We start from the raw sequence: 21,025 nt of genomic DNA on the forward strand, positions 1-21,025 counted from the left end.
TCATGACATGTTGAGCAGTAATCATGATCGATCAAAATAATCCTGGAAAGCCAAAAAAATCTTCCAAAAAGCGCTTTATCGCCGGCGCGGTTTGTCCGCGCTGCAGCGAAATGGACAGAATAGTGAATTATCAGGAGGAAGGGAAAAACTATCGGGAATGTGTGTCCTGTGGTTTCAAGGATGAAATTCGTTTGCAATCCGCCCCCTCTGAATTAATTACTCGAGTGAGTACAGCGAAGAAAAAAGAGGTGAATGAAGAGCCTGTTAAATTTATCCAGCCACAAAATAAAAATAAAAAGTGAAAAAAATAATCATACTTTTCGTCGTGCTTATTATCGTGATTGCTGCGGCACTGTACGGCCTAAATAATTATCAACAAACGCAAAAGAAACAATTAGAGCAGGCTTCTCACCTGTTGGCCAGTTGCGTCAATCAGGGAATACTAAGTCTGTTCCGTTTACAGGCAAATGACTGGAATTTAAGGCCGGATTATTATTTACAGCAGCAGCGTATACTCAATGCGAATATAGAGGATTTACCACAAAAAATTCTAGATGGAAGATCGTTCAAAAAATGGAGTTTTGCGTTAAAAGTTTGTGATAAGTTGACGGTTAATAGCAATCTACAGCATGTCACTATATTTAGGCCATTGGCCGATCTTGCCTCATCTGAAATGTCAGATGCTACAACGTTTAAAAGCCGTAAATCACTAAGAAAGCGCAAGAAAACTATTGGTGCTCTTAGAGAGTCCGCGCAAGCGGCCGATAGATACTTGAAAGATTTACGAAGCGATATTAATACCCAGATACAAGCCCAACCGTTCTCTGGGGACGAAAAAGAATTTTTACTACAACAGATAAATAAAGAAGTTCTGGATTACTATCAGCACGGTAAATTTTCACTGGAAAACGCTAACGTATATCTTGAAAGACTCTCAAGTTTTTATCAATTAATGGCGGAGAACCCTAAAGCCTATACAGTACGCAGCGGTAGCTTATATTTCTATGATCGGAATTTGAGAAGTAAAGTAGAAGGATTGAATCGTATAATTTTGCAGGGAGAAACTACATTTTTTGCGAACTTCACTCAGATTTTGATGAAAAAGCAGATACAGAATCCAGATTTATAAAAAATGGTGAGCGGGTGTGAATTATTATTTCGCCCGCTCATTATTTACCAACTTGAGAGTAATACTGATTTTTATCTAAAATAGTTGAAAGCTAAATGTCAAGTGTTTAGTTGTATGATAATACTGCAGACACTGTTGTGTTTTAGTATCTACTCAATATCACCGTGACACCATTTTTTATTTTCTGCAGAGGTAAAGGAATAAGGCTGATAATACGGCCAATCAGCTAATTATTCGCACACCCAGGATTTGGTTACAGTGTAGTAGTGATAATAAAAAATAAGGCCAATAGATCGTGCGCTCATCCATAAAAATAGGCTAAACCAGATACCATGATTACCCCAGCTTTGAGTTAGCCACCAACAGGGGAAAAAAATAAAGATCGTGGCAATCAACATGGTGTCACGCATTTGCCGACTCTTGGCGGCGCCAATAAATACACCATCGAGCTGATAACTCCAGACTGCCAGTAGTGGAAGGGCACACAACCACCAATAGGCAGAATTTATCTGCTCAATAACAGAATCTATATCTGTAAACAGCGCAATGATAAAAGGCTTACCCAGTATCAGTAGCACGGTCAGGGATAAAGCACTACCTAAAGCCCAGATACCTGCCGCAGATACCGTTTCATGAAATAATTTGTTGGACTTTTTCCCAATGGATTCTCCAACCAACGCTTCTGTCGCGTGGGCAAAACCATCTAATGCGTAAGAAGTAATCATCAACAACTGTAATAAAATAGCATTCGCTGCCAATACAGAGTCTCCCTGTGCTGCCCCCTGGGCTGTAAAGAAAGTGAGAGTTAATAATAGTAGGCAGGTACGCACAAATAAATCGGTATTGATATGTACCAATTCTAGCCATGGTCCCCATTCAATCCAGGGTAAAATCTGACGATTGTGTAAATAAGATAAAATAGCTTGCCAGATATTTTTATTTACCCGGATCAATAATGTTAACCCCATCAGAAAGGCAAAAACATCAGCGCACACGGTGGCAATGGCAGCCCCTTTAGCCCCTAATCCAAAGCCGACAATAAGAAGGAAGTCCATGCCAATATTTAATAGATTGGCTGTAAGCAAAATATACAACGGCGCACGGCTATCCCGTCTGCCAATAAAAAAGCCAAGAATGGCGAAATTAGCCAATGCCACCGGAGCGCTGATTAGGCGAATTTGTAAATAGGCCAGTGCATGAGGGCTAGCTTCACTGCTGGCATTCATCCAGATAATGATATGCTCGAGTAGCGGATAAGCTAAAAGGATTAATAATACGCCCAAAACCAAAGCCAATAACAGCGCACGTAGTAACCACTCCACGCCACCTGTTTGGCTACGGGCTACAAGGCCTGTAGTTCCCATGCGAAGGAAGCCAAAGGCCCATAGCAACATAGACATAACACTTGCACCGATGGCAACTCCCGATAGGTACTCTGGAGAGGAAAGATGGCCAAGAATTGCAGTATCAACAGCCCCTAAAAGTGGAACAGAAATATTACTCAGGATCATTGGCCAGGCAAGGTTCCAAACCCGTCCCAGGTTCTTATTATCGATTTGGGGATACTGCATAGAGGTCACTAAATAGTTACTGCTCAGATGGATTAGCATTCAGCTAGGGATAATGACAATGGCTATCAATGCGCAATCGCTGAAATATAAAAGTCCCAATTACCACATTGCCAGTTAACGATCAGGTCTGAATGAGATGTGTGGGTAAAGAAATTTTATGGCGTGAAAATCATTTGTCACTAAGCTAACGATTATACCTTATTGTCAGCTTTGGCAAGCTATTTCGTATAGATCCTTAACCTATTCCAAAAGGAGTAATGTTTATCCAGTCTGCAATCAAGAAATAAAGTGGTACCAGAGGAAAAATTTCTCCCTAGGAGGGGCTTTATTAATGATCTGGTTCACATAAAAAAATCGTATCGAGACAAAATACGTACTTTTGCGTGAGGTCTGATCAATCTTTCTTAAGGAATGGTTAAATATATTTGAAAATTTTTATCAAGTGGGGCTCAACCATCATAATTAATCGCTATAAGTGCTGATTGACTTTCCATTGTCAATATGTTCCTGTTGTACCTGCAGTAGTTGCGACAAATATAGAAACACAGGTTGTTGGTTGTACCTTCCGGGCGACGACATCTGAGGTAAAAAAATAACAAGTTGCGCTGACAGCAGTATTGCGGGAATGTCTTCCCGCGCAGTGTAAGAAGTCTTGTAATACAACAGTATGTCCACAAACTTTACGTGGAATTAACCCTGTAGAGGATATACACAGGGCTATTTCAGCTATCCGTGAAGGCCGGCGGCCAAAATAAAATTACGGGATTCCCAAGGAAACCCGCAACCACGGAGATCTGTAGGCGATGTTGAAAGGCTTTGACCGGCTATTCGCCTTGCTGGCTGCTTCGCTATCCGCCCAATCTGTACTGGCGGAAGAGCAGGCTGTTGAGCGCTGGGGGGTTAATATGCCCAAGGGGGTGACTGAAGTTGCCCAGACCACCTATGAATTACACATGCTGATTTTTTGGATTTGTGTTGTCATTGGTGTCCTTGTATTTGGCGTCATGTTTTACAGTATGTGGCGGCACCGCAAGAGTAAGGGATATAAGGCTGCACAATTTCATGAGAGCACCGCAGTGGAGCTTGTGTGGACAATCATTCCCACTGTAATTCTGATCCTCATGGCTATTCCCGCAACTAAGACGCTTTACGATATTTATGATACCGATAAAGCAGATTTAGATATCATGATTACGGGATATCAATGGAAGTGGAAATACGACTACATTGGCTCAGATATTTCATTTTTTTCGAATCTTTCTACCCCTCGTACACAAATCAATAATCAACAGCCAAAAAATCCTAACTATTTGTTGGAGGTAGATGAGCCACTAGTGGTTCCGATTAAGAAAAAGATTCGTTTTTTGATTACCGCCAATGATGTTATTCATGCGTGGTGGGTTCCGGATCTCGCTGTAAAAAAAGATGCGATACCTGGATTTATCAATGAATCTTGGACACGTATTGAAGAGCCGGGAATTTATCGCGGTCAATGTGCAGAGCTCTGTGGTAAAGATCATGGATTCATGCCCATTGTAGTAAAGGCAGTTCCTCAAAATGAATACAAAGCTTGGCTTGATGGTCGGGTAGCCTCGGCCGTAAAAATGCGTGAACTCACAGGTAAGACGTTTACTTTTGACGAACTTTTTGTTCAGGGTGAAAAAGTTTACACGAGCATGTGTGCGGCCTGTCACCAGCCAAATGGTAAGGGTGTTCCCGGCGTATTTCCGGCGATTGCGGGATCAAAAATTGCAACCGGCCCTCTGAATACTCACCTCGATATGGTAATAGATGGGTCGCAGGTTAATCCAGCCATGCAAGCATTTGGGGAGCAGTTATCCGAAGTGGATATTGCTGCGGTGATCACCTATCAGCGCAATGCATTCGGCAACGAGATGGGCGATACGGTTCAGCCCGTTGATATCCTTAATTTCAAGAATAAGCAGTAGCGAGGGGGATTTTAACATGGCACATGGACCTCAACCTGGCTTAAAACGCTGGTTATACACCACAAATCATAAAGATATAGGAACTCTTTACCTATGGTTTAGTTTCGCAATGTTTTTCCTGGGCGGTTGTATGGCGTTGATTATACGCGCGGAACTTTTTGAACCAGGATTACAGATAGTACAGCCGGAATTTTTTAATCAAATGACAACCATGCATGGTCTGATCATGGTTTTTGGCGCAGTAATGCCAGCATTTGTAGGACTGGCCAATTGGATGATACCGATGATGATCGGTGCACCTGATATGGCACTACCGCGAATGAATAATTGGAGCTTCTGGATACTACCTTTTGGTTTCGCGATGCTGGCCTCCACGCTCTTTATGGAGGGAGGTGCACCAAATTTCGGTTGGACTTTCTATGCTCCACTCTCTACAGAGTATGCACCTCCAAGCGTCACTTTTTTTATATTTTCTGTGCATATTCTGGGTGCTTCATCGATTATGGGTGCGATTAATATTATTGCAACCATCCTGAATATGCGTGCCCCCGGCATGACATTGATGAAAATGCCATTGTTTGTTTGGACTTGGCTAATTACTGCTTATCTTTTGATTGCAGTGATGCCGGTGTTGGCCGGTGTGGTAACTATGATGTTGATGGATATCCATTTTGGCACCAGCTTCTTTAGTGCCGCAGGTGGTGGTGATCCGGTTCTATTTCAGCATGTTTTCTGGTTCTTTGGTCATCCAGAAGTGTACATTATGATCCTGCCGGCTTTTGGGATTATCTCTGCGATCATACCCACCTTTGCGAGAAAGCCTTTATTTGGTTATAGCTCTATGGTCTATGCCACAGCCGCTATTGCTTTTTTGAGTTTGATCGTATGGGCGCATCATATGTTTACCGTTGGAATGCCAATCGCTGGTGAACTGTTCTTTATGTATGCGACCATGTTGATCTCTGTCCCCACTGGAGTAAAAATCTTTAACTGGGTTTCGACGATGTTTAAAGGGTCCATGACCTTTGAAACTCCGATGCTATTTGCAATAGCTTTCATCATACTATTTGCCATAGGCGGTTTCTCAGGTCTGATGTTGGCAATAGCTCCAGCGGACTTCCAATACCACGATACCTATTTTGTCGTTGCGCACTTTCACTATGTACTGGTTCCCGGCGCCATATTTTCAATTACTGCGGGAGTCTATTACTGGCTTCCCAAGTGGACTGGAAATATGTACAACGAAACAATGGGTAAGGTTCACTTCTGGATGGCATTTGTTGGCTTAAATCTTACTTTTTTCCCGATGCATTTTGTTGGGTTAGCCGGAATGCCGAGAAGAATACCCGACTATGCCTTGCAGTTTGCCGACTTTAATCAGATGGCCAGTATGGGGGCTTTTTTATTCGGTGCTGCACAGGTGGTATTTTTGTTTAATGTAGTTCGTACAGTTATGGGTGGAAAAAAGGCTTCCGAACAGGTCTGGGAGAATCCACAGGGATTAGAGTGGACCGTACCATCACCCGCTCCATACCACACTTTCAGCAGCCCTCCAATTCTTCGTTAAGAGTTGGATAACTAATGAAATTTAGCAAAAATACCAAAATAACAGTGAAGTTACTGGCGCTAGCCGCCAGTATGCTGGTTTTCGCTATATTTGTAATGCCGCCGCTGTATGATGCTTTTTGTGAAATTACTGGTCTAAATGGAAAAACTGGGGGGCGCTATGTGGCAGTACCGGCAGCCATAGATGAGAGTAGAACCATTACGGTTCAGTTCGTTGCAAGTAATAATGACAACATGCCGTGGAAATTCTCACCGAGTGTAAGGTCCGTAGATGTACATCCCGGTGAAGCGGCAGATACAGTATTCCACGCTTTTAATCCGACAAAAAAAGATATGATTGGTCAGGCTATTCCCAGCTTGGTTCCTTTCAAAGCGGCCGAATTTTTTCACAAAACTGAGTGTTTTTGTTTCAATCAACAAGTCTTAAAAGCTGGGGAAGAAGCGAAATTAGCACTCCGATTTATCGTAGATCCAGATATTCCGGAAAATGTGAATACTATAACCCTTTCCTACACGCTGTTCGATGTTACGGGAAGAATTTCTAAAAATATCGATAAAAATAATACCGAATCTGCGCGAGAGGGATAAACATTATGGCCAGTGAAAGCAGTTATTACGTTCCTGAACAATCTAAGCTGCCGATATTTGCTACTATCGGTTTATTTTTGATGGCCTTTGGTGCTGCGAATTGGATCAATGGTGGTAGTTCTTATATTTTCTTTACGGGCGCACTCTTTCTGGCATCTGTTTTGTGGTTTTGGTTTGCCGCTGTCATTAAGGAAAATATGGCGGGTCTCAACAGTGAGCAATTGAAACGCTCATATGTTTGGGGTATGGGATGGTTTATTTTTTCCGAGGTCATGTTCTTTGCCGCTTTTTTTGGTGCCCTATATTACATCAGGAATTTCTCAGTCCCTTGGTTAGCTGGAGAGGGTGATAATGGAATTTCAAATATGCTGTGGGAAGGGTTTGAAAATTCTTGGCCACTCTATGTAACTCCAGATGCTGCCGCCCATGGAGATACGGCAAAGTTTGTTGGGCCAAAAGATGTTATTGATCCATGGCATCTTCCGCTGTGGAATACGATTATTCTTTTAACTTCCAGTGTCACTGTGCATTTTGCACATGTTTTTCTAAAGAAAGGCGAGCGTGGAAAATTTAATATGTGGCTAGGCGGTACAGTCATACTTGGCGGCGTATTTATTTATCTGCAAGCTCAAGAGTACTATGAGGCCTATCAACACTTAGGACTTACTTTGGAATCAGGCGTTTATGGTACAACTTTTTTCATGCTGACAGGCTTTCATGGTGCTCATGTGACACTTGGAACCATCATGTTACTGATTATGTTGTTACGGTCTGTCATAGCACAGCATTTTAAGCCTGATGATCACTTTGGTTTTGAGGCAGCAAGTTGGTATTGGCATTTCGTAGATGTTGTTTGGGTTGGTTTATTTATTTTTGTGTACGTTCTAGGTGCATAACCTTCAAGAAATACTGATCCGCCCCTGGAAGAAGCCACAGGGGTGGAAAAATTAGTATTTATTAGCCCAAGGTGCACTTTTTGCCAGTATGCCACTTTCAAATCCATACCAGATGGCCAATAAAAGCAAGGCGGCCAGGGTAACTCTAATTCCAAGAGCATAGAGGGTACGCTTGGAATGCGATGCTCCCATATCCCGCAAAAGAAAAAATAGAGCACTAGAAAGGCTGACTAACACCGCAAGAAATAGAACTACAATAACAATTTTTAACCACATATATTTATTTTCCACTATTTAATGTAGTAACTCATGACACTAGAGATACCATCAGTTTCTGAGAAAAAAAACAGTGTACCACTGATTTGCAACTGGCCTATAACCCTCTTCTCTGCAGGGATTTTGCCTATTTTAATTGCTCTTGGAAGTTGGCAGTTGCAGAGGGCTGAATACAAGGAAATTATAAAAAAAGAACTCGATGAAAAATTGTCATCTCAACCTATTAACCCGGATACAGGCGTAGAGTTAGAGCGATTTATACCCGTGGTCTTAACTGGTCACTACACCGAGGAATATTATTTTCTTGATAACCGTACTCGTCAAGGGCGCGCTGGCTATGAAGTGTTGCAGCTATTTATTTCAAATAATCGACGCTGGCTGATTAATCGAGGATGGGTACCGCAAACGGAGAGTCGACAAATTTTACCTGAAATTAGCTATCCGAGAAATACAATAAAAATTATAGGTTATATTTCTCCAGTCTCAAATTCTAATTCGGTAGATGAAAAGGAAAAGGAAAAGGAAAAGGAAAAGGACAATATCCGAAGAGTACAGTCCATAGATAAAAATCTCACTAGGCATTTACAGGTAAGTGAAAATAATTGGATTATAAGGATCAGTTCTGATTCCATTTCCGCGTTTGTAACTGGGTGGAAATTCACTAATAGTGGCCCAGAACGTCATAGGGCATATGCAGTGCAATGGTTTAGCATGGCGATAGCTTTAATAATCCTTTGGATGTTTTCTGCTACTGAGATTGTTAGGCTCTCTAGAAAGATAATAATGATAAATCGTTGAGGAATATAACAATGGATACAAAAGAAAATTCTTCCATTTATAAAAGCAATCTTGAAAATAAAGGTGTTTTTAGATCTAGAAAAGTACAGGGGTTGTCTATTGTAGCATCTGTACTTTTACCGATAGCTGCAGCCTATGTGGTATTTTATACAGGCTTAGGTATTCCCTCTGAAACGATCAATCAGGGGGAGTTAATTCAACCACCTATAAAAATTTCAGATTTGACAGTAACCCGTAATGAAGAAGAAATTCCACTTTTAAAAGGTAGTTCGCCCAAGTGGCGTTATCTGATCTTAAGTGGCTCGGCTTGTGAACAAGAATGTGAAAAACTCTTGTATACCAGTCGCCAGGTTCATATTCGCTTAGGTGAAAAAGCAAGTCGTGTTGAGCGACTCCTTGTCATTAGTGAAACCCTGTCTTTAGACGAGCAAGAAAAATTAAAAAAAGAACACCCACGCTTGAAAGTACTACAGATGAATGACAGTAGTTTACATCATTTACAGGAGTTGACCGCTCACTCAAGTGTAGATGAAGTAAAGGCGTTACTAATTGATCAGGAAGGCTTCGCTATGATGGCCTATGACAATCATCATAGCGGTAATCAACTCCTAAAAGATATTAAGCGTTTACTGAAATACTCCTACGAAAATTAAGGGGAGTTTGATGAAAATGAATTCTTTGCAGAAAATAAATTTTCGCTATGGCTGGCGATACAGGTTAGCTCTGAGCGGTTGTGCTCTGGCTGTCGTTGTAGTTGTACTAGGTGCATTTACTAGGCTGGTAGATGCTGGCTTAGGTTGCCCTGACTGGCCAGGTTGTTATGGGCATCTAACTTGGCCAAATGAGATTCATGAAATTCAAACAGCTAATAAAGCCTTTCCTGATGCACCTGTAGATGCCAATAAAACCTGGCCTGAGATGGTACATCGATATTTTGCCGGAGTCCTGCTGTTATTGGTCGCTGCACTGGCCTTTTTGTCCTGGTCCTGGACCAAGCAGCCTACCTTCAAGCATATACATTTCTTATTAGCATTAATTATTCTGCAAGCGGCTTTCGGGATGTGGACGGTCACTTTAAAGCTTTGGCCTCAGGTAGTTACCGCGCATCTACTTGGGGGGATGGCAACACTGTCTATGCTTTGGTTACTCGTAGAACGTATGAGATATGAGGGATCTCGCCGTTATTTAAATAAATACCTTGCCCTAAGTAACTTACGTCCCCTTGCTTTTCTAACAGCACTTGTGATTATTGTACAAATTGCCCTAGGTGGATGGACCAGTTCTAATTATGCTGCTTTGGCCTGTCCGGATTTTCCTACTTGTCATGGTCAGTGGTTTCCTCAAGCTAATTTCGATACCGGATTTAATATTAGCCAACAAATAGGACCGAACTATTTAGGGGGTGCTTTGGAAAACGATGCGCGAACGGCAATTCATTTAACCCATCGTTTTGGTGCAGTACTTGTGACAATATTGATGTTGATCCTTGTATTTTATACCTGGAGAGCCGGGGCGCGTCGATGGGCGCTGTTGCTCAGTAGCTTGTTATTACTACAAGTAGGTCTGGGAATTGCAAATGTTGTTATGTTTTTACCTTTGCCTATAGCAGTGGCACACAATGCAGGTGCGGCTCTGTTATTACTTGGAATTATCACTTTTTGTTATAGGATTCATGTCGCTAAAAAGATGAAAGCTAGAGAAAGAAGTTTAAAGAATTTAACGAATTCGAGTGAATCGGTGCTTGTTAGTAACTTGTAAATACTCGGTACTTATTAGGGAATATTCAGAGATAATATTATGTTTATAAAAACAGCTGAATTGGCTTCAACCAACTGGCGTGACTACTACGAGCTCACCAAGCCAAGAGTAGTCATGTTGATGATTCTGACCTCCTTAATTGGTATGTTATTGGCCGTTCCCGGCATGGTGCCTTTGAATACTCTGATTTTGGGGAATCTAGGTATTGCTCTCTGTGCAGGAAGTGCTGCGGCTGTTAATCACCTGGTTGACCGCTATATAGATACAAAGATGGCGCGCACCAGCAATCGTCCAGTTGCTAAGGGTCGAGTTGAACCTTATAAGGCCATAGTATTCGCACTTTTATTAGCGGTGCTGGGTATGACAGTGCTTATGGTGTTTGTGAATGCCCTAACAGCATGGCTAACACTTATTTCATTGCTGGGGTATGCGGTTATTTATACTATGTTTTTGAAGCATGCAACGCCCCAAAATATTGTTATCGGTGGCTTAGCTGGTGCTGCCCCGCCATTATTAGGGTGGACGGCTGTTACTGGCGAGATTCATGCACATGCACTGTTGCTCGTCTTGATTATATTCGCTTGGACTCCCCCCCATTTTTGGGCGCTTGCTGTGCATAGGAAAGATGATTATGCCAGAGCTAACGTACCAATGCTTCCCGTTACCCATGGTATCCCCTACACCAATCTGCATATTTTACTCTATACATTAATTTTATTTGCGGTAAGTCTACTTCCATTTGCTACAGCTATGTTGGGTTGGCTTTACCTTCTGGGGGCAGTCGTTCTCGGACTGGGCTTTATATATTGGAGCTTAGTAATGTTGCGCGGTCGTGACCCGAATGCGGGTATAGAGACCTTTAGATATTCAATTATTTATTTGATGGCATTGTTTTGCATTATGTTATTAGATCACTATTTGATTGCGGTGTAATACGATGATAAAGAATCTATTAAATAATTCTGATTTCTCTCTAGAACAACAGCAGAAGCGTGGAGTTCGAATCACGATTACTGTTCTGCTTGTATTCATCATCTTGGTATTGATGGGCTTTGTGCATAAGCTAAGTCAACCAAGAGTCATAACGGATTCGGAACTGCGTTTGAACGGAGCGGTTAAATTACAGCGTGCCCGAATCATTGATAATTTTGAATTACTTTCAGATTCTGGAGTTAGATTCGAAACAAAAAATTTGAAAGGGCATTGGACATTATTATTTTTTGGATTTACCCATTGCCCAGACATATGCCCCACAACACTTTCTGAATTGAGTAAGTTTTATCAGATGCTTGATGGTGACATTCAGAGGGATACAAAAATCATACTGGTTTCGGTCGACCCAACTCGAGATAAACCTAAAGTCCTGCGTGATTATGTACGTTACTTTAATAATGAATTTCAGGGCGTCACTGGTGATTTTTTTGATATAAAGCGTTTTGCTACGCAACTCAATATACCTTTTAATAAAGTGACTCTGGAAGGTGGAAATTACACGGTGGATCATGGTTCACAAGTAGTACTTATTAATCCTCTCGGACATTACCACGCTTTTTTTAAGGCACCTCTTGATCCTGTAAAGATGAAACTGACCTATCGATCAATTCGTGCAACATTTAATGGGTAATTTAATTTGTCCAGATATATTCTTTCATCTTCTGAAGATTATTAACTGTGTATTAGTGAACGTTGATGTCATCTGAGGTTGCCAGCTCAAAAAAATCAATCAATACATCTGGGGTACCTTGGGGAGCCCCAATTCTATTAACCTTGTGTATTATTCCTTATGGTTGGACAGGTTTACTAGCTCCACTTACCTGGGTTTCTCTAATTGCTTTGGAATTCAATAGAGGCTGGAAGCGAGCTGCCCTTTTCTTAATCTGTGCAGCTTTAATGCTTATTGCTGGCTTAAATGTAATTCCCGGAAGTGCGAGTATACAGGTTTTACAGCCTTATTCAGATAATACAGGAAACCTGATATATGCAAGCTTTAATAGTGGTAAGGCGATAATATCGGTTACAATTATTGCTTTTATGATGCGTTTACAGCAGTCGATACAAATTTATGATTTACCCTATTTATTTGTGGCGATTGTAATTCCATTGATTATTGCTCTAATTCTATATGAACCTTACTTTAAAATATCCACCACAATTATTACCGCCATCCTACTCAATTTATTAGTGGTTTGTATCAGTGAAGAAGGCTTTTTCCGTTGGATATTGCAAAGAGGTATAGAAGAGAGTATGGATGGTTGGCGATGGTTATCTGTGCCCATTGTCGCAGTTATCTTTGCCTTGCTTCATATAGGTTGGTCCAGTAATTTGGTAGCTATTTTATTACTGGGAGTAGCTTCATTTTGTTACGCTTTACTCTGGTATCTACGGAGAAATTTTTGGCTTTGTGTATTGGCGCACTGGGGGGTGAATATATTTCATATATTGGTCTTGCCATATCCTCTACCGGGATAGGATACCAAATACGGGAAATATATATCTACAACATTTCCCAAACTTTAAGTGTTTTTCTTTCTTTATTCTGGATTCAACGTGTAGAAAATCCGGAACCTCCATCAAAATACCCACTGATAAATATTTAAAATTTTGGAAGATTTGCTATGAGAAAAATGATTTTTGTCATTATTTTAGTCCTAGGGGGATGCAATAAGACTTCACAAAATGATCAATATGCTCTTGCCCAGCAGCTAGTTAATCAAAATATTCTTATCGATGGGCATATCGATTTGCCTTATAGGCTTTCAAAAGAAAATACGGATGTTAGCCTTTCTACTAGTGTTGGTGATTTTGATGTTCCCAGGGCTAAAGCTGGTGGTTTGAATGCTCCCTTTATGTCAATTTATATCCCGGCAGAAAAAGAAGTCGATGGTACTGCTACTGAATATGCAAACCAATTGATCGATCGTATTGAAGATCTGGTAACTGCCCATCCAAATATATTCGCCATTCCTAATACTCTGCAGCAGTTAAATAATCAAGTTGAGCAGGGAAAGATTTCTCTGCCGTTAGGAATGGAAAATGGTGCGGCTATCAATGGAAGTATTGAAACGCTTCGGCATTTTCAACGTCGTGGCGTTCGTTATATCACTCTGACTCACTCAAAGAGCAATCATATTTCAGACTCCTCCTATGATGAGTCTCGTCCATGGGGTGGATTGAGCGACTTTGGTAGCCAATTAGTTATGGAAATGAATAAGTTAGGAATTATGGTTGATGTATCCCATGTTTCTGATAAAGCTTTTTGGCAGGTTTTAGAGATTTCCAGTGTGCCTGTTATTGCTTCACATTCCTCCGCCCGACATTTCACCCCTGGGTTTGAGCGAAATATGAGTGACGCAATGATCAAGGCGCTCGCTGACCAAGGCGGGATAATTATGATCAACTTTGGCTCAACGTTTATTAGTGCTAAATCACGCGATTCATTTGGGTCGATTAGTGCTTCAGTTGAAGAATTTATACAGGAAAATAATCTTTCAAAAGACAGTCGTGAAGTTGAAGCGTTTGCCGAATCACTGCGTAAAGAGAGGTTTGTGTATGCTGATCTGGATGATGTTCTTGATCACTTCGATCATATTCGAAATCTGGTGGGTGTCGAGCATATTGGTATAGGCTCTTATTTCGATGGAGTAGGTGATAGCTTGCCAGTTGGTTTAAAAGACGTCTCAGAATACCCCAATCTTGTGCATGGACTTTTAAAGCGTGGATATAGCATGACTGACATAAAAAAGATCCTGGCAGGAAACCTACTACGGGTTTGGCAGGAAAATGAAGAATATGCCGATTTACAGGGGCAGTAGCGCTGGCTCTAAGCTATTTGTGCACTATTCTTTCAGTAAGCTATAAAGGGATATAAATTTCTCTTGAAAAAAGTGATTAATCTATTTAATGAAACCAAAAAAGTTCGATTGTTGATTGGTTGGATTGGTTTATTAATTACTGCGCCATTTATCTTGTGGGGTATGGCTGGTTTGCTAGGGATTGTCCCTTCAATGCTCAAGGTTTTTGGTCTTCCAGGCTTGCGTATACCTGCAGGTATTACAATTTTTGGTCTGCTGATAGCTGCTATTGGATTTTGGGATTATGACTAGAAATAAGCGGATAGAAATATGCTAAAAGCGTCCGATTTATTTATTTTGTTGGCGGTTTTGATTTCTTTTTGTTTGTCCGGATATTTGTGGTTTAACGGTTATAAAGAACAGGGTGTTTTTACCGCGATATGGGTGCCGAGTATTCTTACTTTCGGTATTTATTTTAAAGTTTCTGCTTTACTAGCTCGCCGGGGATAGGTGTGATCGATTCATTTATTTTATTCACCGGAATTGGTGTTTCAATATGTATGTTACTTGGTGTTATTTTGACCGTGTATGAGTTTCATAAAGCTGGCTACGAGCCAGTAAGAAATAAATCCAGGAAAAAATAATCCGTTAACAGGTAAAGTTGTAAATTGCCGAGAAGTTTAAGCAGAATTGGGTGATATATATACTAAAAAAGGGAAGCCAGAGGCTTCCCTAGTTGATTTAATACTGTTTCTATTTAAAAGTTATAGGTCATTTTACCGTAGACAAAGCGGCCGCGTGGATCGTGTTGTGATTGTACATAGCCGTAAAGATCGTTTTCGCCATCACCTATTGCGAAGGCTGGATCTTCATCAAATAGATTTTCCGCACCGAGACTGACAATCATATTATTAAAGCCAGTATATCTGGCCTGGAAGTTGACTGTCATAAAGGAGTTCACGGTACGATCTGTACGCGAAACGCCTAAATCTGGAATATCTTCAAACTCACCGATGTAATTAACACCCGCACTAAAACCAAAGTTATTTAGAGACCAGTCAGCGGTTGCTGTCCAGCGGTGCTGAGGGTATTCATATTCTCCTGCCAAGTCCTCTGTAATAGGGTCTTCTGTGGAGCCCAGCCCAACCCGCTCAAACTCGGCAAGATAGGAATAATCCAGGCGTAAACCCAATTCACCGCCGGCTAAAGATAATCCGCTATAAACAGCAGTTAAGTCGATGCCAGAAACATCTTGCTCACCGATATTAAGATACGTTCCATAGATATCCTGAATAGGGCCTAAGCTATGCTCTGGTTTCAAAGGATCTGCGCGATCACAAATCACACTTTCCTGGCTACCACAGTATTTGTCATAAAGATATTTGGCGGGTTCTGCTTCAATCTTGTTTTCCTGAACAATGTTCCAGTAGTCCAGAGACAATTGCAGCCCCTCTAACGGTTCAAAAACTGCACCGATATTAAATGACTCCGACTCCTCAGGCTCAAGGTCGGCGTTGCCTGTGAAGACAACCGTATAGTCTGTGCTGCTGCAGAAAGTTATATTGTCGGCGCAACCATAGGTATCTTCTATAAATAATGATTTTTGCGATGGTCCTAGACCAACCTGAGCCAGTGATGGAGCACGGAACCCTGTGCCCCAGGATGCGCGCAGGGAGAGCATATCGTTAGCAGTCCAAAGTAAACTCGCCATAGGATTAGTCGTGTCGCCAAAATCACTGTAATCATCGTAACGCCCGGCCAGGCTCAGCTCGAAGTTGGCGGGCAGAGGAAATGCAAATTCAACATAGGCAGAGGTAATATCACGGCTAGCTTTTGCAAAAACGGATTCAGTACCAAAAATCAAGCCGCGCAGGAACTGATCATCGGGTTTATCGGATACCTTTTCCTCTCGGTATTCGATGCCTGTAGCCATCGCGATGGTACCGTTTCTGGTATCAACTAGATCCCCACTAATCGTAAAGTCGTAACCTGTAAATTCGGACTTGCCCTGGCGCACCAGATTGGTAGTAATTGCATCGATAATTGAATCTGGGTTTTGTACTCCACCAAAGGGATTATATCGCCCGGCATTGATCTCCTGTTGGAGAAGGTCAGTGCGCACCCACCCCTGAGATTGATTTCCGGTTTGTTTGGATTCGCTGCGAGAGCGTTGTACAGAAGCCTCCCAGTCCCATTCAGCGATACTGCCGCGCAGACCGAAGACACCACGCAGATTATCGGTTTCTATATCCCATTGGCGCGCGCCGGCATCTACCGTACGGAAACGGTAGATATCTACATCTTCACCGAAGGGGTTGTTCGGGTGGTCTGCCAGTACATAGAGTCCAGCCTTTTCATCAAGAGGCGTTGGTGCTCCCTGAGCGACAGAGGTGTTATGTTGGATGCCAATTTCACTAAAAAACTCGATGCTTTCATTCAGTTGCGAACGGCCGAGCATCAGTAGACCGGTACGCTCAGATTCTGGGGTGAGAAGGTTCCAGGGGCCATAGTTATAGAGGCAGACCCCGCCATCAACCCGCTCTTCTGGACAGCTTGGATCAGCAACAGTGGTCCCATCACTTAGGGTAAAGCTGCCAGGAAAGCCACGGGATGATCGGTTGTCATTTCCTCCGCGACTTTTTAAATTTGGGGTGTCCAGACCACGTTCTGAGCTGGTAAGGCGGCTATTTGCACTATGGTCCAAGATGACAGTGAAATTAGAGTTTTCCCCATTGATTCCCCAAACCGCACTGAAGGATCGCTCGGAATAGTCCTCTGCACTACCAAAGTCCATTGAGACTTCTGTTCCTTCAAAGTCCTTGCGCAATACCAGGTTGACCACACCGGCAACGGCGTCAGAGCCATAGATAGCTGAGGCACCGTCTTTCAGGATTTCCACTCGTTCAACCGCTGCCAGGGGGATGCTGTTGATATCTACGAAATTAGTGCTGATGCTCTCGGCGAAGGCACTAATAGCCACGCGCTTGCCATTGATCAAGACCAGAGTTGCATCGGCGCCCATACCGCGCAAACTCACCGCAGCAGCACCATTGGCGGTGGAATCCTGGTTGTTACCGCGGGTGGAGAAGGTGCCATTACCGGCGGCGGGGTGCTTCTCAAACAGTTGCTGAAGATTGGTATAACCGGATTTTTCGATGCTCTCGCGATCCATTACCTGGACTGGAGTGGCATTCTCAAATTCGGAGTTGCGGCTGATGCGCGAGCCGACAACAGTGATCTCTTCAATAGCGCCTTCTTCTGCAGCGAAGAGGGCTTGTGGGGTTGTTGTGGCGGCTGCAGCCAATATGGCGCTGGCCAATACATTGCGACGGAGAGTGAATTTTTCCATGTTTTTGCTCAACTTTTTTATTGTCATAGTCCGTGACTGGCCCAAATTGGCTGGTCGTCGAGCAACACTAGCAACGGCGGAAAACTGAAACAATTGCCTGGAGGCTGGCCGTGGGGCCGGTGGAGAAATGGGTGAGGTAGGTCGCCTTTTTATGGTGAAATGGACGACATCAAGCAGGGGGGGCCAGTTGCTTGGTAATGAGAGGACTTACATCGGTGGTGCTACTTGGCTGTTACTGGCCGGAGCTGACTGCTGAGAAAAAAAACGGCGGCAGCGAGAACGATTGAAGGTCCCGCAGGAGTGTCCCATAAAATTGAGGCCAGCAGGCCGAAGACCACAGCCAGGCAGCCAATCAGGGAGGCCAGCAGAGCCATCTGTTCCGGTGTGCGCGAGAGCCTGCGCGCTGTCGCAGCGGGAATGATCAGAAGTGCAGTGATCAGCAAAACGCCAACTACCTTCATGGCGATGGCGATTAATAGAGCCAGCATCAACATCAGGGCCATGCGTACCCTTTCCACAGGAATACCCTCTACTGAGGCCAGCTCCTCGTGAAGGGTAAAAGCCAGCAATTTTTCCCACAGCCAATAGAGCAGGCCCAAGATGCCCAACACGGTAATGGACATCAGAGCCAAATCCCGGGCGCCGACGGCGAGCAGGTCGCCGAGTAAGAGGGAAAGCAGATCCACTTTTATCTCGAATAGGCTCACAGTCACGATGCCGAGGGCCAGCATCGAGTGTGAGAGAATGCCCAAGAGGGTATCCACCGCCAGCTTCTGACGGCGCTGCAGATAGACGAGCAGTATTGCCAGTAGGCAGCAAGTGGCACCGACAGCCAGGGTGGGCATAATGTGCAGGACAAAGCCCAGAGTGACGCCGAGCAGGGCGGAGTGGGCCAGCGTATCGCCGAAATACGCCATGCGTCGCCACACCGCAAAACACCCCAGCGGGCCGCTGGCTAAAGCGACCAGGAGGCCGGCGCCCAGGGCATACCAGAGAAATTGGCTATGTAGTAACTCGCCGAATTCGACCACTTAGTGTTGCTCTCTATTCTTGCCGCCGGACTTTGCGCCACAGTGGTTGTTGGTACATTCCCCCGCGATATCACCACTCAGCTTGTGCTGGTGGTTGTGCTGGTGGGTATAGGGCGCGACCTTATCGCCGAACAATTCCAGGTAGGCCGGGTCGCGACTCACTTGCTCTGGATGTCCGTGGCAGCAGATATGTTGGTTGAGGCACAGCACTCTATCGGTGGCGGCCATCACCAAATGCAGGTCGTGGGACACCAGCAGCACCCCACAATTGAGTTCATCGCGCAGAGTGGCAATCAACTGGTAAAGCTCACTCTGCCCACCCACATCGACGCCCTGTGTGGGTTCATCCAATACCAGTAATTGCGGCTTGCGGGAGGCGGCTCGGGCGAGTAGGACCCTCTGCATTTCTCCGCCGGAGAGGTTGGCCAGGCTGGCTTGGAGCAGCTGCCCGGCGCCGACTCTGTCCAGGGCTGTCTGCGCCTGAGCGGCCTTTATGCCCGGTTGGCCCAGTTGTAGGAATCTCTGCACCGACATAGGCATGGAACTGTCGATATGCAGGCGCTGCGGCATATAACCGATACGTAAATCAGGGCGGCGCCAGATGGCGCCAGTGGTGGGCTTTGTCAGACCCAGCAGCAGCCGCAGCAAGGTAGTTTTGCCGGCGCCATTAGGGCCGATTAGGGTGACAATTTCCCCCTGCATCAACTCCAGGGAGATATCCCGGAGGAGTTGCCGGCCGGAGAGTTGCAGAGCGACGCTGTCGGCGGTTATTAACGGCGGGGAAGGGCTCAGAGCAAAATCTCCAGGACTGGCAGGGAAAACCGTATCGTAGTTTATGGCTTTCAGATGAAGATCCCACGGGAGAACCTCTAGCCAGTCGGGCTGGCGGCTTGAAGCCGGTTGTGATTATATCGCAGTTTTACGTCGCCAAATGTTTCTAATGTCTCCCTATTCACGTGTTTTACCCTTTTCCATTCTGATCCTGCTCAGCTTTGGCCTGTTGGCCTGCGCTAAACAGGCGCCTGTCGAACGCACCGAGCTTGTGGTGAGTGTGCGCCCATTGGCACTGATTGCCAGGGAAATTGCCGGTGATAACCTACCTGTGCGGGTACTTATCCAAGGAGCCGATCCCCACCACTATGCACCCAGTGTCTCCGAACGGGCACAACTGGAGCGGGCTCTGTTGTTGGTTTGGTTGGGTCCGCAGATGGAAGGGGTACTCGCTGGGCAGGCGCGTTCCCTGCCCGACGATCGACAGCTGCAACTATTGGGCGCAGCTGAGTATGAGTATCAAGGGGCCAGTGCAGCTGATCCCCATCTGTGGTTGCGCCCGCGCAATGCAGCGCTGGTGGGTGCCCAAATTGCCGAGCGGTTGGCACAGCTGCAGCCTCAGCAGGCGGAGCTGTATCGCAGCCGCGCGCGGGATTTTTCCGAGTCCATGGCCAGTTTACAGAAGGTGCTGGATCGCTCCTTATGGGGATACCGCGATGTGCCCATCGTGGTTACCCACGATGCTTATGGGCACTTCTTTGGTTCCGCCGGAGTGAAAACCCGCGCCCTGGGGAATGGCAGCGGCGGCGGTCACGGTGCCCGCGCGATGCTCAATTTAAGTCAGGTGGGGCGGGGCTGCCTATTCGGTGAAGCACCGAAGAATGAGCGCGACCAACAGCTGGCGGATCACATGGGACTGGAGTATGCCGCGCTGGACCTTCTTGGTGAGCAGCTGGGACCCGAGGCCCATTATCGCGACCTGATTGAATCCCTATTGACCCAGGCACGCGGTTGTCTCAGCGAAATACCGGATGCCGTTAACGAGAAAGCTGTTCAATAACTGGGTGCAGTCTGTAATAGGTGCCTGAAAGGCTGAAGAGATGGCCCGGCAGTTGAATCACCGGGCCAGGGCAAGGTTAACCGGCGTTGTCGGAGTCACTCTTTAAACGCTGTAGTTTTTCTAGGCGCACTGAATCCCGCTCAGCTTTGCGGCGCAATTTTTCCAGCTGGCGCATCTGGCGCTGAAACAGAGCTTCGGTTTGCTCCCGAGTGGCTTCTTCAAGCATAAGTTCGTGATTCGGTGGCTGTGGGTATGCGCCTGAGGTGGAGGCGACTCCCTGTGTCTTTTCTGTCTGGCAGGCAGACACCGCCGCTGCTGGCATGGCCAGGATAGGGGCGGCAAACAGCAGAGTGGCGTACATCACTCCTCTCATAATTAGAGTCCTTCCTTAAACATCTGATGGGTAACATTTCCGCGGAATAAAAAAGCCTGAGCCGCCTCAGGGCAGCGAGTAGCCTTTATGTCCAGGGGGGTAACGATTTGTAAAAGTCG

The 21,025-nt window shown here is 44.7% G+C and carries 21 protein-coding genes; 15 read left to right on the forward strand and 6 right to left on the reverse strand.

The window, feature by feature from the left end; all coding sequences use genetic code 11:
• The first annotated feature begins 23 nt into the window (after nt 1-23).
• Nucleotides 24-302 (forward strand): YheV family putative zinc ribbon protein, encoded by a 279-nt coding sequence (locus tag ACCI51_RS02450; RefSeq protein ID WP_299583799.1) that lies wholly within the window; start codon nt 24-26, stop codon nt 300-302.
• Entirely contained in the window at nt 299-1,129 is an 831-nt protein-coding gene (locus ACCI51_RS02455; RefSeq protein WP_371842480.1) for a hypothetical protein, read from the forward strand. The genes ACCI51_RS02450 and ACCI51_RS02455 overlap by 4 nt, the downstream gene beginning before the upstream one ends.
• Nucleotides 1,130-1,359: 230 nt before the next feature.
• Here ACCI51_RS02455 and ACCI51_RS02460 read toward each other — a convergent pair whose 3' ends face one another.
• Nucleotides 1,360-2,700 (reverse strand): MATE family efflux transporter, encoded by a 1,341-nt coding sequence (locus ACCI51_RS02460; RefSeq protein ID WP_371842481.1) that lies wholly within the window; start codon nt 2,698-2,700, stop codon nt 1,360-1,362.
• Nucleotides 2,701-3,503: 803 nt separating this feature from the next.
• On the opposite strand from ACCI51_RS02460, the gene coxB reads away from it, so the two are divergent.
• From coxB to ACCI51_RS02480, 4 genes are read left to right on the forward strand one after another with little or no spacing between them, the layout of a single operon-like run.
• Entirely contained in the window at nt 3,504-4,649 is a 1,146-nt protein-coding gene (gene coxB, locus ACCI51_RS02465) for a cytochrome c oxidase subunit II (RefSeq protein ID WP_299583790.1), read from the forward strand.
• Between the two features lie 16 nt (nt 4,650-4,665).
• Complete coding sequence (gene ctaD, locus ACCI51_RS02470) at nt 4,666-6,216, forward strand: cytochrome c oxidase subunit I (RefSeq protein WP_371842482.1); 1,551 nt, start codon at nt 4,666-4,668, stop codon at nt 6,214-6,216.
• A gap of 14 nt (nt 6,217-6,230) precedes the next feature.
• Nucleotides 6,231-6,803 carry a cytochrome c oxidase assembly protein gene (locus ACCI51_RS02475; RefSeq protein ID WP_299583784.1) on the forward strand — a complete coding sequence of 191 codons (573 nt, stop codon included), beginning with the start codon at nt 6,231-6,233 and terminating at the stop codon, nt 6,801-6,803.
• Nucleotides 6,804-6,808: 5 nt separating this feature from the next.
• Nucleotides 6,809-7,699 carry a cytochrome c oxidase subunit 3 gene (locus ACCI51_RS02480; protein ID WP_299583781.1) on the forward strand — a complete coding sequence of 297 codons (891 nt, stop codon included), beginning with the start codon at nt 6,809-6,811 and terminating at the stop codon, nt 7,697-7,699.
• Between the two features lie 51 nt (nt 7,700-7,750).
• Here the strand turns inward: ACCI51_RS02480 and ACCI51_RS02485 are convergent, their stop codons facing one another.
• Entirely contained in the window at nt 7,751-7,975 is a 225-nt protein-coding gene (locus ACCI51_RS02485) for a DUF2909 domain-containing protein (protein WP_299583778.1), read from the reverse strand.
• Between the two features lie 33 nt (nt 7,976-8,008).
• On the opposite strand from ACCI51_RS02485, the gene ACCI51_RS02490 reads away from it, so the two are divergent.
• The 8 genes from ACCI51_RS02490 (at nt 8,009) to ACCI51_RS02525 (ending at nt 14,634) form a co-directional block, all read left to right on the forward strand.
• Nucleotides 8,009-8,773, forward strand: a complete 765-nt coding sequence (locus tag ACCI51_RS02490) for an SURF1 family protein (RefSeq protein WP_371842483.1) — start codon at nt 8,009-8,011, stop codon at nt 8,771-8,773.
• Between the two features lie 11 nt (nt 8,774-8,784).
• Nucleotides 8,785-9,426 carry a hypothetical protein gene (locus tag ACCI51_RS02495; protein ID WP_299583772.1) on the forward strand — a complete coding sequence of 214 codons (642 nt, stop codon included), beginning with the start codon at nt 8,785-8,787 and terminating at the stop codon, nt 9,424-9,426.
• Nucleotides 9,427-9,436: 10 nt separating this feature from the next.
• Nucleotides 9,437-10,531 (forward strand): COX15/CtaA family protein, encoded by a 1,095-nt coding sequence (locus ACCI51_RS02500; RefSeq protein ID WP_371842484.1) that lies wholly within the window; start codon nt 9,437-9,439, stop codon nt 10,529-10,531.
• Nucleotides 10,532-10,570: 39 nt separating this feature from the next.
• A complete protein-coding gene (gene cyoE / locus ACCI51_RS02505) occupies nt 10,571-11,464 on the forward strand; it encodes a heme o synthase (protein ID WP_299583766.1) in 894 nt (297 codons plus the stop codon).
• A gap of 4 nt (nt 11,465-11,468) precedes the next feature.
• Complete coding sequence (locus tag ACCI51_RS02510) at nt 11,469-12,155, forward strand: SCO family protein (RefSeq protein ID WP_371842485.1); 687 nt, start codon at nt 11,469-11,471, stop codon at nt 12,153-12,155.
• Between the two features lie 65 nt (nt 12,156-12,220).
• Nucleotides 12,221-13,000, forward strand: a complete 780-nt coding sequence (locus ACCI51_RS02515; RefSeq protein WP_371842486.1) for a CPBP family intramembrane glutamic endopeptidase — start codon at nt 12,221-12,223, stop codon at nt 12,998-13,000.
• 146 nt (nt 13,001-13,146) lie between these two features.
• On the forward strand, nt 13,147-14,343 hold the full coding sequence (locus tag ACCI51_RS02520) for a dipeptidase (protein WP_371842487.1): 1,197 nt from the start codon (nt 13,147-13,149) through the stop codon (nt 14,341-14,343).
• 63 nt (nt 14,344-14,406) lie between these two features.
• Nucleotides 14,407-14,634, forward strand: coding sequence for a hypothetical protein (locus ACCI51_RS02525; protein ID WP_299584959.1), 228 nt, complete (start codon nt 14,407-14,409; stop codon nt 14,632-14,634).
• A gap of 445 nt (nt 14,635-15,079) precedes the next feature.
• Here the strand turns inward: ACCI51_RS02525 and ACCI51_RS02530 are convergent, their stop codons facing one another.
• The 3 genes from ACCI51_RS02530 to znuC all read right to left on the reverse strand — a co-directional run bounded on the left by ACCI51_RS02530 (nt 15,080) and on the right by znuC (nt 19,494).
• The gene (locus ACCI51_RS02530) at nt 15,080-17,671 is read right to left on the reverse strand and encodes a TonB-dependent receptor (protein WP_371842488.1); all 2,592 of its coding nucleotides are present in this window, start codon (nt 17,669-17,671) and stop codon (nt 15,080-15,082) included.
• 221 nt (nt 17,672-17,892) lie between these two features.
• Nucleotides 17,893-18,702: a zinc ABC transporter permease subunit ZnuB gene (gene znuB, locus ACCI51_RS02535; RefSeq protein ID WP_371842489.1), complete on the reverse strand. Its 810-nt coding sequence runs from the start codon at nt 18,700-18,702 to the stop codon at nt 17,893-17,895.
• The gene (gene znuC / locus ACCI51_RS02540; RefSeq protein ID WP_371842649.1) at nt 18,703-19,494 is read right to left on the reverse strand and encodes a zinc ABC transporter ATP-binding protein ZnuC; all 792 of its coding nucleotides are present in this window, start codon (nt 19,492-19,494) and stop codon (nt 18,703-18,705) included.
• Nucleotides 19,495-19,642: 148 nt separating this feature from the next.
• On the opposite strand from znuC, the gene ACCI51_RS02545 reads away from it, so the two are divergent.
• Complete coding sequence (locus ACCI51_RS02545) at nt 19,643-20,533, forward strand: metal ABC transporter substrate-binding protein (protein WP_371842490.1); 891 nt, start codon at nt 19,643-19,645, stop codon at nt 20,531-20,533.
• 76 nt (nt 20,534-20,609) lie between these two features.
• Here the strand turns inward: ACCI51_RS02545 and ACCI51_RS02550 are convergent, their stop codons facing one another.
• A complete protein-coding gene (locus ACCI51_RS02550) occupies nt 20,610-20,906 on the reverse strand; it encodes a hypothetical protein (protein WP_371842491.1) in 297 nt (98 codons plus the stop codon).
• Nucleotides 20,907-21,025: the final 119 nt, after the last annotated feature.

Origin of the sequence: Microbulbifer echini, assembly GCF_041447225.1 — a bacterium.
Lineage (GTDB): Bacteria > Pseudomonadota > Gammaproteobacteria > Pseudomonadales > Cellvibrionaceae > Microbulbifer > Microbulbifer echini.